General features: G+C 73.5%; 10 protein-coding genes. 6 read left to right on the top strand and 4 right to left on the bottom strand.

What is annotated here, in order from left to right; translation table 11 throughout:
• Positions 1-118: 118 nt before the first annotated feature.
• The 3 genes from E1283_RS22665 to E1283_RS22655 all read left to right on the top strand — a co-directional run bounded on the left by E1283_RS22665 (position 119) and on the right by E1283_RS22655 (position 2,687).
• Entirely contained in the window at positions 119-1,198 is a 1,080-nt protein-coding gene (locus E1283_RS22665) for a S1C family serine protease (RefSeq protein ID WP_425086213.1), read from the top strand.
• A gap of 138 nt (positions 1,199-1,336) precedes the next feature.
• On the top strand, positions 1,337-1,873 hold the full coding sequence (locus E1283_RS22660; RefSeq protein WP_132819963.1) for a sec-independent translocase: 537 nt from the start codon (positions 1,337-1,339) through the stop codon (positions 1,871-1,873).
• A gap of 136 nt (positions 1,874-2,009) precedes the next feature.
• Complete coding sequence (locus tag E1283_RS22655; RefSeq protein ID WP_132819962.1) at positions 2,010-2,687, top strand: hypothetical protein; 678 nt, start codon at positions 2,010-2,012, stop codon at positions 2,685-2,687.
• A gap of 48 nt (positions 2,688-2,735) precedes the next feature.
• Here E1283_RS22655 and E1283_RS22650 read toward each other — a convergent pair whose 3' ends face one another.
• Positions 2,736-3,887: an Mrp/NBP35 family ATP-binding protein gene (locus E1283_RS22650; protein WP_132819961.1), complete on the bottom strand. Its 1,152-nt coding sequence runs from the start codon at positions 3,885-3,887 to the stop codon at positions 2,736-2,738.
• A gap of 146 nt (positions 3,888-4,033) precedes the next feature.
• Between E1283_RS22650 and E1283_RS22645 the strand changes: the two genes are divergently transcribed.
• Entirely contained in the window at positions 4,034-4,792 is a 759-nt protein-coding gene (locus tag E1283_RS22645) for a hypothetical protein (protein ID WP_243745022.1), read from the top strand.
• Between the two features lie 22 nt (positions 4,793-4,814).
• Here the strand turns inward: E1283_RS22645 and E1283_RS22640 are convergent, their stop codons facing one another.
• Together E1283_RS22640 and E1283_RS22635 are read right to left on the bottom strand one after the other, a co-directional pair.
• Positions 4,815-5,279, bottom strand: coding sequence for a hypothetical protein (locus E1283_RS22640; RefSeq protein ID WP_132819960.1), 465 nt, complete (start codon positions 5,277-5,279; stop codon positions 4,815-4,817).
• Positions 5,280-5,289: 10 nt separating this feature from the next.
• The gene (locus E1283_RS22635; protein ID WP_132819959.1) at positions 5,290-6,024 is read right to left on the bottom strand and encodes a ferritin-like fold-containing protein; all 735 of its coding nucleotides are present in this window, start codon (positions 6,022-6,024) and stop codon (positions 5,290-5,292) included.
• A 352-nt stretch (positions 6,025-6,376) separates the two neighbouring features.
• Between E1283_RS22635 and E1283_RS22630 the strand changes: the two genes are divergently transcribed.
• Positions 6,377-7,987: a DEAD/DEAH box helicase gene (locus tag E1283_RS22630; protein ID WP_243745021.1), complete on the top strand. Its 1,611-nt coding sequence runs from the start codon at positions 6,377-6,379 to the stop codon at positions 7,985-7,987.
• Positions 7,988-8,076: 89 nt separating this feature from the next.
• Here the strand turns inward: E1283_RS22630 and E1283_RS22625 are convergent, their stop codons facing one another.
• A complete protein-coding gene (locus E1283_RS22625; protein WP_132819957.1) occupies positions 8,077-9,882 on the bottom strand; it encodes a bifunctional metallophosphatase/5'-nucleotidase in 1,806 nt (601 codons plus the stop codon).
• Between the two features lie 134 nt (positions 9,883-10,016).
• Here E1283_RS22625 and E1283_RS22620 point away from each other — a divergent pair, with 134 nt between their 5' ends.
• Complete coding sequence (locus tag E1283_RS22620) at positions 10,017-10,862, top strand: alpha/beta fold hydrolase (RefSeq protein ID WP_132819956.1); 846 nt, start codon at positions 10,017-10,019, stop codon at positions 10,860-10,862.
• Positions 10,863-10,956: the final 94 nt, after the last annotated feature.

The raw sequence follows: 10,956 nt of genomic DNA, 5'->3' as shown, positions 1-10,956 counted from the left end.
TACCCGGCGTCGATCAGCTCCTTGATCGCGCCGACCGTCTCCTCGATCGGCACGGCCGGGTCCAGCCGCCCTCGGTGCCCCGGAGCCCGGGCCCGAGGGCCGGCGGCCCGTCCGGCTGGTGGCGGCCGCCGCCCTGATCGCCCTGATCGCCGGCGTGCTCGGCGGCACCGTCGGCATCTACCTGGAGCGGAACGGCGCCTTCAGCGACGTGCGGCTCCCGCAGACCCGCAGCGAGTCGAGCCCGCCCGCCGAGGGCAGCATCGCCGGCATCGCGAGCGCCGTGCTGCCCGCCGTCGTCACCCTGCACGTCTCGGGCGGCGGCGCGGCCGGCACCGGCACCGGCTTCGTCCTCGACGACACCGGATACATCCTCACCAACGCCCACGTGGTCCGCCCGGCGGGGGCCAGCGGGGTGATACAGGTCACCTTCAGCAGCGGCGACACCGCCCGCGCCGAGGTCGTCGGCCAGGACAGCGGCTACGACCTCGCGGTGGTCAGGGTCACCGGCGTCTCCGGGCTCACCCCCGTCGAGCTCGGCGACTCGGAGGCGGTGAGCGTGGGCGACCCGGTGGTGGCCATCGGCGCCCCCTTCGACCTGGAGGGCACCGTCACCTCCGGCATCATCAGCGCCACCGAGCGCCCGATCACCGCGGGCGGCGAGGAGGCCGACGGCTCCGACATCAGCTACGTCAACGCGCTGCAGACCGACGCCCCGATCAACCCGGGCAACTCCGGCGGCCCGCTGGTCGACGTCAACGGCCGGGTGATCGGCGTCAACAGCGCCATCCGCACCGGCGACGGCGGCGTCCTCGACGGCGGCCAGTCCGGCAGCGTCGGCCTCGGCTTCGCCATCCCGATCAACCAGGCGAAGGACGTCGCCGAGCAGCTGATCAACACCGGCCGGGCCACCCACCCGGTGATCGGTGTGACGCTCGACACCGGCTACCTCGGCGACGGCGCCCGGGTCGGCAGCTCGAACGGCGACTCCGCGGTGGTCCCCGGCGGCCCGGCCGACCAGGCCGGTGTCGAGGACGGCGACGTGATCACCGCCGTGAACGGCGACCGGGTCCGCAGCGGTGACGAGCTGATCGTGAAGATCCGCAGCCACCGCCCGGGCGACGACCTGGCGCTCACCGTGGAGCGCGGCGGCGAGGAGATCGAGCTGACGGTGACCCTCGGGGAGTCGGTCAGTGAGTGACCTCGTGGGCTCTCCCGGGGCGTCCCGTACCCGGTGGGGCCGCCGTTCGTTCACTCCCCGGTGGGGTCCGGTATCTCCCGTTCGACGCCCGGGCCGGGTACCGTTTGGCATCTACCGTATGCGTGAGGGAGCCGACAGATGTTCTTCGATATAGGGTCTCTGGAGTTCATCACGCTCATCGTCCTCGCCATCCTCGTCTTCGGCCCCGAGAAGCTGCCGAAGATGATCCAGGACGCGGCGCAGTTCCTGCGCAAGATCCGCGAGTTCTCGGACAGCGCCAAGCGGGACATCCGTGACGAGCTCGGCCCCGAGTTCAAGGACTTCGAGTTCGAGGACCTGAACCCCAGGACCTTCGCGAAGAAGCACCTGCTCGACAAGGACGAGTTCGGCCTGAAGGAGCTCACCAGCAGCCTGGACGTGCGCAAGGAGCTGACCGAGGTCTCCGACGCGATCAACGGCCGCTCCACGCCCACCCCGGCCAGCCTGGACAAGCCGGGCCTCGGCAAGGTGGCCCTCGGCAAGGCCGACCTGTCGAAGCCCGCGAGCGGCGCGGCGGCCGCCGGCGCCGCCGCCGCCCAGGCCGTGTCGGGCGCGGTCAGCCTCGACAAGGTCGCCAAGCCCGCCGGGGCCACGGCGGGCGAGACGCCGGCGCCCTTCGACGCCGACGCCACCTGAGTGGATTCGACCGGCTTCCTGGGGGTATGGCGCCGTTCTCGCTCCCGGCATGCCCGGACACCTCCGATGCGGATGGCTATCCTCCCTATGTCCGGGGTGTGCCCAGGACGAGGGCAACGAGGAGGCGTCGCGTTAGATGGAGACCACCAGTCAGGCAGAGCCGCAGGACGCGACAGGCGGCCCTGGTGAGTCCGGGGACGATACCGGCCAGGGGGTGCCGGGGGCCCGCCGCGCGGTCGACGGCTTCCTGCTGGCGCAGTTCCCCTGGTACGGGCTGGACGAGGCGTTCAGCGGCCCCCGCTGGCTGATGCAGGTCGGCATGGCCGCCGACGGGGCCGTCGAGCACGGCTCGACGGGACACGGCGACGAGCCCTCGCTCCGCGCCGAACTCGGCCACGACGACCAGCGGTTCGCGGTCGTGGTGACCGTCGCCAGCCGCCCGGTGCGGCGCAGCGCCGACGGCACCGGCATCCTGGAGGCCACCTCGGTCTCCTCGGCGGCCTGGCTGGCCGGCTCCGGGCTGCTGTCCTGCACCTGGCCGGCGCAGATGGAGCGCGCCCTCCGGCAGGACTGGCTGGAGCAGCAGACCGCCATCGCCTGGGAGCTCGCCGACGACCTGCACGGCGGCGCCTGGTCCATGCTCTCGCTGCCGGTGGACGGCGTGCCCACCGACTTCCACTACCGCGAGTCCGAGTACGGCTGGGTGCTCGCCGGCGCCGCCCACCACGACGTGCACATCGGCGCCTACGGCCGCGGCATGAGCGCCTACGGCCTCGGCTTCGCCGTCGTCAAGGACATCGAGAGCTACGCGTAGCGGCCCGCCCCCGGTGGGGCGGGCCCTGTCGGTTCGGGCGCCGTCGGTTCAGAACTTGGCGCGCGGCGTGAGACCGAGCGAGAGGCCGGCCAGGCCGCGCCGCCGCCCGGTCAGCGCCGCCGCCACCTGCCGCAGCGAGGCGCCGGCCGGCGAGTCCGGGTCGGACAGCACGACGGGCTTGCCGGTGTCGCCGCCCTCCCGCAGCCGCACGTCGATCGGGATGGTGCCGAGCACCGGCACCTCGGCGCCGGTCGCCCTGGTCAGCCCCTCGGCGACCCGCTGCCCGCCGCCGGTGCCGAAGACGTCGACCATCTCCCCGCAGTGCGGGCACGGCAGCCCCGACATGTTCTCCACCACGCCGACGATCTTCTGGTGCGTCTGCACCGCGATCGAGCCGGCCCGCTCGGCCACCTCGGCCGCCGCCTGCTGCGGGGTGGTGACCACCAGGATCTCCGCGTTGGGCACCAGCTGCGCCACCGAGATCGCGATGTCGCCCGTGCCGGGGGGCAGGTCGAGCAGCAGCACGTCCAGATCGCCCCAGTAGACGTCGGCCAGGAACTGCTGGAGCGCCCGGTGCAGCATCGGGCCCCGCCAGACCACGGGCGCGTTGCCCGGCGTGAACATGCCGATCGAGATCACCTTCACGCCGTGCGCCGACGGCGGCATGATCATGTTCTCGACCTGGGTGGGGGTGGCGTCCGTGCCGAGCATCCTGGGCACCGAGTGGCCGTAGATGTCGGCGTCGACCACGCCGACCTTCAGCCCGTCCGCGGCCAGCGCGGCCGCCAGGTTGACCGTGACCGAGGACTTGCCGACGCCGCCCTTGCCCGAGGCGACCGCGTACACCCTGGTCAGCGAGGACGGCTTGGCGAACGGCACCTCGCGCTCCGCCTGCCCGCCGCGCAGCATGGTGGCCAGCTCCTTGCGCTGCTCGTCGCTCATCACGTCGAGCTCCACCCGCACCTCGCGCACGCCGGGGAGCGCGCTGACGGCGTCCCGCACCCCGTCGGTGATGGTGCCCCGCATCGGACAGCCCTGCACCGTCAGATACACCCCGACACTCACGGTGCCGTCCGACGCGATCTCGATCGACTTGACCATGCCGAGATCGGTGATCGGGCGGTGGATCTCCGGATCGTTCACCCGCTGAAGCGCGGTGCGGACGGCGTCCTCGGTGAGGAGGGGAGTATCGGTAGCCATGCCCCGATGGTACGGCGACGGTACGGCCGACGTGCCGTCACCGGGTCCTCCCGGGCCCGGTCGGGCCCCCGCCCCGTGCGGGGGCCCGCGGGCTTGCCGGTACGCTGCGCCTCACCGGCCCGTGACCTCGACGAGAGGCAGTCGACGTGACCCCTTCCGTGTCCCCAACCTTCCCCGGCTGGCGCAGGGTTGTGACGGCCGCGGGCTGCGCGGCGTTACTCGCGCTCGGGCCCGTCGGCTGCGGCGCGGAAGAGGATCCGGACGCGGGCACCAACGGTCTCGCCAGCCTCACTCCGGCGGAGATCGAGGAGCAGGCCACGGCCGCCGCGGCGGAGGCCAGGGCGGTGCGGGTCTCCGGGACGGTGATCACCGAGGGGGAGTCCTTCCGGCTCGACATGCGGCTCGGCGAGGAGGGCGGCTTCGGCGAGGTCTCGGCCGAGGGCGGCGCGACGTTCGAGCTGCTGCGGGTGGGCGAGGACCTCTACATGAAGGCGGACGCCGCGTTCTGGGAGAGCGAGGGGATCCCCGAGGAACTGGACTCGGACCCGGCCGAGACCCTGGAGGGGCGGTACGTCCGGGTGGCGCCCGACGACCCCGCGTACGCGCAGCTGAGCGGCTTCACGGACATGGAGGTGCTCTTCGACCACCTGCTCACGTTGGACGGCGAGCGGGAGGTGGCGGAGGACCGGGGCGAGGTCGACGGCGCCCAGACCGTCACCGTCCTCGCGGACGGCGGCGCCGGCGGCAGGCTCGACGTGGCCCTGATCGGTGAGCCGTACCCGCTGCTGCTCCAGCGGCCCGGCGAGGCGGGGGAGCTGCAGCTGTCCGACTGGAACGAGGACTTCGAGCTGCGGGCGCCGGAGGACGACCAGATCCTGGACTACGGGGACGAACTGGTGGAGTGACGGGAGCCGTCCCGGCGCCGCCTCAGGACGTCGTCGTCGCGGGGGTGGGGCGTGGTGGGGCCGCCGGCGAGGCGGTCGGCATGGTGTCGGGGCGTTCCACCGGCGTGGCGGCGGGGGTCAGCCGCAGGACGCGGCACTCGGCCGCCCAGCGGGCCGCCAGGCCGTCCGTGTCGGGAGCGTTCAGCCGCTTCGCGGCGAGCGCCGTCACCGTCGGCTCCCACTCGGGGGCGTCCGGCGTCAGAACCGTCACGGTGGCCGGCCAGGCGATCAGACGGCCGCCCTTGTCCTTGCTGCGGCAGCTCACCACCAGGGGCTCGTCGAGCCCGTCGAGCGGCTGCTCGCCCGGCCCGCCGACGACGCAGACCGCGCCGTCGTGCCAGACGTGCCAGAGGGCCCGGGCGGGGCCCGAGGAGCCCCGCACCCACACCAGGCCCGACTTCTTGGCGGACTCCTCGATCAGGGCCAGGTCGAACGCGGTCGCTGCCATGGTCGGGAGCCTACGCGGAGAGGTCGAGCGCGGCCATCCGCTTGGTGTGGGCCTCGGTGATCCGGGAGAACATGCGGCCGATCTCCGCCAGGTCGAAGCCGTCCGCGACGCCGCCCACCAGCATCGTGGAGAGCGCGTCCCGGTCGGCCACCACCCGCTGGGCCTGGGAGAGCGCCTCGCCCATCAGCCGCCGGGCCCACAGCGCCAGCCGGCCGCCGAGCCGCGGGTCGGCGGCGATCGCCGACCGCACCTTCTCCACGGCGAAGGACGCGTGGCCTGTGTCGTCCAGCACACCGAGGACGAGCGAGCGGGTGTCGGAGTCCAGCCGGGAGGCCACCTCGCGGTAGAAGTCGGCCGCGATCGCGTCGCCGACGTACGCCTTCACCAGGCCCTCCAGCCAGTCCGAGGGGGCGGTCAGCCGGTGGAACTCGTCGAGCGGGGCCGCGAACGGCTCCATGGCCGCCGTCGGCTCCTCGTCGATCCCACGCAGCCGCTCCGTCAGCTGTTCGAAGTGCTGGAACTCGGCCGCCGCCATCCGCGCCAGCGCCGCCTTGTCCGCCAGGCCCGGCGCCAGCTTCGCGTCCTCCGCGAGCCGCTCGAAGGCCGCGAGCTCGCCGTAGGCCAACGCTCCCAGCAGGTCCACCACCGCGGCCCGGTACCGGGGGTCGGCGGAGGCCGCGGACCAGTCGAGGTCGGCGACCGAGGTGGTCGGGGCAGCGGAAGCGGGCGTGTCAGGCGTCTCCATGGGGGGCACAATAGTGCCCGGTGATGAGTTCGCGCCCTGACACATGTGCGCGGTTCCGGGGTACAGTGCTATAGAGGCTCGCCTGTAAGCGGCGGGTCCCACCCCCATGCTGGAGTCCCCTGAGGCCGGCAAGACCAGCGCCTCAGGATCCCCCGCGGATGCCCGGTCGGTGGCCCGATCGGCTCCGACCTGACCAGCCCTCCGCGCGGTGAGTGCCCCCGCACCCGCCGCGGCATGAGGGACCCGCTCGCGCGGTGCGTGCGCTTGAGCGAGACGCCCGGGTCCCGCGCCGGCTGGCCGGCCCATCAGGGCCCGCCACAGCGGCTCGGTAGACAAGACCCGCCTCGCCACCGTGTGCCGCGTCACACAAGAAGAGGCAACGACCCTGTCCGCTACCGTCACAACCTTCCGAGATCTCGGGATCCTGGCCGAGACCGCCGAAGCCCTCGAGGCCGTCGGCATCACCACCCCTTTCCCCATCCAGGAAATGACCCTTCCCGTGGCCCTCGCCGGGTCCGACGTCATCGGGCAGGCCAAGACCGGCACCGGTAAGACGCTGGGCTTCGGTCTCCCACTGCTGGAGGCGGTCACCGTCCCGGCGGACGTCGAGGCCGGCCGGGCCGGCGCCGACGAACTCGGCGACGCCCCCCAGGCGCTCGTCGTCGTGCCGACCCGCGAGCTGTGCCAGCAGGTCACCAACGACCTGCTGACCGCCGGCAAGGTGCGGAACGTCCGCGTCCTCTCCATCTACGGCGGCCGTGCCTACGAGCCCCAGGTGGAGGCGCTGAACCGGGGCGTCGACGTGGTCGTCGGCACCCCCGGGCGGCTGCTCGACCTGGCGGGCCAGCGCAAGCTGCGGCTCTCCGAGGTGCGCTGCCTGGTCCTGGACGAGGCCGACGAGATGCTCGACCTCGGCTTCCTGCCGGACGTCGAGAAGATCATCGACCACCTGCCGGCCAAGCGGCAGACCATGCTGTTCTCCGCCACCATGCCCGGGCAGGTGATCGCGCTCGCCCGGCGCTACATGAACCAGCCCACCCACATCCGCGCCGCCGAGCCCGACGACCAGGGCGCGACTGTGGCCAACATCACGCAGCACATCTTCCGGGCCCACTCGCTGGACAAGCCGGAGCTGGTGGCCAGGATGCTCCAGGCCGAGGGCCGGGGCCTCGCCATGGTCTTCTGCCGCACCAAGCGCACCGCGGCCGACGTCGCCGAGCAGCTGGCGCGGCGCGGCTTCGCGTCCGGCGCGGTCCACGGCGACCTCGGGCAGGGTGCCCGTGAGCAGGCGCTCCGCGCGTTCCGCAAGGGCAAGGTGGACGTGCTCGTCTGCACGGACGTCGCGGCCCGCGGCATCGACGTGGACGGCGTCACGCACGTGATCAACTACCAGACGCCCGAGGACGAGAAGACCTACCTGCACCGGGTCGGCCGCACCGGCCGGGCGGGCAACAAGGGCACCGCCGTCACCCTCGTCGACTGGGACGACCTGCCGCGCTGGGCGCTGATCAACAAGGCGCTCGGCCTGGACTTCCCCGACCCGCCGGAGACCTACTCCACCTCCCCGCACCTCTTCGAGGCGCTGTCCATCCCCGAGGGCACCAAGGGCACGCTGCCGCGCGCCGAGCGCACCCGGGCCGGGCTCGACGCCGAGGAGGTCGAGGACCTGGGCGGCCCGGACAGCCGGCGCTCCGGCCAGAAGCGGTCCGGCACGTCGGGCGCTCCCGCCACCGCCGCCGCCACCCCCACCAGGACGTCGCGTACCCGGCAGCGCCGCCGCACCCGCGGCGGAGTCGCGCTGGGATCCGCCGGCGGCGCCGCCGAGGCCGTCCAGGCGGCGGCGGAGCCCGCGGCGGCCACGCCGGAGCCGGAGGCGGGCGAGGCCACCGCGCCGCGCACCCCGCGGCGCAGGCGGCGGACCAGGTCCGGGCAGCCGGCCAGGACCGAGCGGTCGGACTCCTGACCGGCGACGTGATCGACTGATCGACGCACCACCCTCCCGGTGAGCGGCGGACCGCCCGTCCGCCGCGCGCCCGGAGCACGTCGAGCGCCTCAGAAGACCGGGGTGCCGTCCCTGGTCAGGCGCCAGTCGACGGAGGCGAAGGCGGCCGGATCGATCTCGCCGCTTTCGCGCACCCAGTCGATGATCGTGTTGCGGATCTCGTCCGAGTTCGACCAGAGCTGGTCGGACGCCGCGACGTGCGGGAAGTTGCCGCCTCCGTTGGCGCGGTAGTTGTTCACCGCGAGCACGAACTGGGCGTCGTCCGCGACCGGCTCGCCCCCGAACCGCAGGTCGGTGACGCGGGAGCCGGGCTCCCCGGCGATGTCGATGTCGTACGTCACGCCGCTGACCACGTCGTAGTTGTAGTCCGGGATGCCGCCCGCGTTGGTGAGCCTGGCCGGGTCCACCGGGGCGCCGGCCGGGGTCGTGACGAAGTACCGGGCCGAGAACTCCAGGTAGTCCCGCAGCTGGGCGCCGGTGATCAGCCGCGCCTCCAGCGTGTTCTCGTAGACGTACATCCCCGCCACGTCCCGGATGGTGACCTCGCCGGCCGGTATGGCCGCGGTGCGGGAGAAGCAGGCCGCCTGCGACAGCACCGGCAGGTCCCCGTACTCGCCGCCGGCCAGCGCGTCGCGCACCGTCTCCGCCTGCACGTGGTTGATGAAGTCGACGATCGCGGTGTCCCGGTACGGCGCCTCCGTGGCCGTCATCGAGGCGGTCGCGGTGCCGATCACCTGGTTCACGTAGGCCACGACGCGGGCGTGCTGGTCGCCGAGCAGCTCGGTGACGGCCGGGTCCTCGGCCACGGTGTTGGCGTCGCGCAGGCTCGCCGACACCCGCTCCACCCGCCAGCGGCCCCGCTCCCAGGCCAGCTCGAAGTCGAAGAGGGTCAGCCGCTTGCCCCAGAACAGCGGCTCGGACAGCACGACGTCGCGCCCCGTCTCGGCGTTGACGACCCGCCGCTCGACGATCTCCTGGTGCGCGTGCCCCACCAGGATCGCGTCGATGCCCGGCACCTGCTCGGCCACCAGCGTGGCGGCGTTCTCCACGTGCGGGACCTGATCCCCGTAGGACGAGGTGCCGCTGGTGCCCGAGTGCGCCGAGACGATCACCACGTCCGCGCCCATCGAACGCAGCCGAGGCACCCAGTGGGCGGCCTGCTCGGGCAGCCCGGGGAAGACCATCCGCCCCTCGACGTGGGCGCGGTCCCAGATGGCGATACCGGGGTTGGTCAGGCCGAGCACGGCCACCCGGACGTCGCGGCCGTGCGGGGTGCGCAGCCGGGTCATCCAGTAGGGCGGGAAGGCGGGCCGCTCGGTGGCGGCGTCCAGCGCGTTGGCGGCGAGCAGCGGGAACCGGCACTGCCGCTCGAAGGCGCGGAGCAGCGGGATGCCGTAGTTGAACTCGTGGTTGCCGAGGGCCGCGGCGTCGTAGCCGATGGCGTTCATCGCCAGGGCCATCGGGTGCACCGGGCCGCGGGCCCTGGTGATCGGGTCGATCTTGGCGTAGTAGTAGGCGAGCTGGGTGCCCTGGATGGTGTCGCCGGCGTCGATCAGCAGCGTGTTGCGGTCGCCCTTCTCGGCGCGCACCTGCTTGACCAGGGTGGCGAGCTTCGCCAGGCCGATGTCGTTGTTGCCGCCGTCGGTGAACTCGGCGTCGGTGAAGTAGTCCCAGTTGAAGACGTTGCCGTGCAGGTCGGTGGTGCCCATCACGGTGAAGGCGTACCGCTTCGTGCCGCTGGTGGCGGGGGCGGCCGCGGTGGCCGGCGTCGCGCCGGCCACCGTCCCGGCGATGGCCACCCCGGCCCCGGTCGCGGCGGTCCGGCCCAGAAACCTTCTGCGGTCGAGCGACGACATCGGTGACTCCTCTGCTGTTGTTGCGTGTGCCGCGGCTGTGCGGATCTTTCCGTAACGCGCGTAGATTCTGGCGGGGGAGGGCCGCCGAGAACAGCCCTCCCGGGTTTCGCCCGGGTGACGGTTACGCTCGTGGGGTGAGCAGACCGCCCTTCGCAGATCCCCCCGTCGGGGTCCAGGCCCGCCGGCTGGAGACCCGCCGAGGCGCGTTCGCGGTGCTCGACGCCGTGCCGCACGGCGTACGGCCGGTCGGCACGGCGCTGCTCGTTCCCGGCTACACGGGCAGCAAGGAGGACTTCATCGCCCTGCTCGAACCGGTGGCCCAGGCCGGCTACCGGGCGGTGGCGGTGGACGGCCGCGGCCAGTTCGAGAGCGCCGGAGCGCTGGCCCGGGCCGGCTACGGCCTCGGCGCCCTGGCAGAGGACGTGCTGGCGCAGGCGGAAGAGCTCGGGCCAGGCCCGATCCACCTCGTCGGCCACTCGCTCGGCGGCCTCATCTCGCGCGGCGCGGTGCTGCGGGCGGCGGCCGCCGGGCGGAAACCGTTCGCCTCCCTGACGCTGGTCGCCTCGGGCGCGGGACGGGTCGCCTCCTGGCAGCGGGTCAAGGTGCGGGCACTGAGCGTCACCATGCCGGTGTTCGGGGCGGCCCGAGTCTGGCGGTTGATACACCGTTCGGCACCGCCGCACGACGTCGACGAGATGCTGCGCCGCCGCTGGCTGGCCAACGCGCCGGCCCAACTCCGGGCCACCGGCCGCACGCTCCGCCTCGAACCGGACCGCGTCGCCCGGCTGGCCGCCGTGGGCCTCCCGACGCACGTCCTGTCCGGCGAGCGGGACGGCGCCTGGTCGGTGCCGAGCCTCGACCGCATGGCGCGGGCGCTGGGCGCGCGGCGCACGGTGATCAGCGGGGCGCGGCACTCCCCCAACGCGGAGCGGCCGGAGGCGACGGCGGGGGCGCTGGTGGACTTCTGGTCGTCGGTGTAGGGGTTCCCCCCACCGGCCCGCCCTTCCGGGCGGGGTGGGCCATCGGCGTGCCGGGTTCGCGGTGCCGGGTTCGCGGTGCCGGCGGCCTGGGTTC

The sequence above is a fragment of the Streptomyces hainanensis genome (genome assembly GCF_004348415.1).
GTDB classification, from domain to species: Bacteria; Actinomycetota; Actinomycetes; order Streptomycetales; family Streptomycetaceae; genus Streptomyces; species Streptomyces hainanensis.
This window is presented reverse-complemented; position numbering and strand designations above follow the sequence as displayed.

What these genes read in the sequence shown, in the direction of transcription:
- E1283_RS22635 (WP_132819959.1), bottom strand. Translation starts at nt 6,024, where the DNA reads ATGGAGACGCCTGACACGCCCGCTTCCGCTGCCCCGACCACCTCGGTC.
- E1283_RS22640 (WP_132819960.1), bottom strand. Translation starts at nt 5,279, where the DNA reads ATGGCAGCGACCGCGTTCGACCTGGCCCTGATCGAGGAGTCCGCCAAG.
- E1283_RS22660 (WP_132819963.1), top strand. Translation starts at nt 1,337, where the DNA reads ATGTTCTTCGATATAGGGTCTCTGGAGTTCATCACGCTCATCGTCCTC.
- E1283_RS22655 (WP_132819962.1), top strand. Translation starts at nt 2,010, where the DNA reads ATGGAGACCACCAGTCAGGCAGAGCCGCAGGACGCGACAGGCGGCCCT.
- E1283_RS22625 (WP_132819957.1), bottom strand. Translation starts at nt 9,882, where the DNA reads ATGTCGTCGCTCGACCGCAGAAGGTTTCTGGGCCGGACCGCCGCGACC.
- E1283_RS22650 (WP_132819961.1), bottom strand. Translation starts at nt 3,887, where the DNA reads ATGGCTACCGATACTCCCCTCCTCACCGAGGACGCCGTCCGCACCGCG.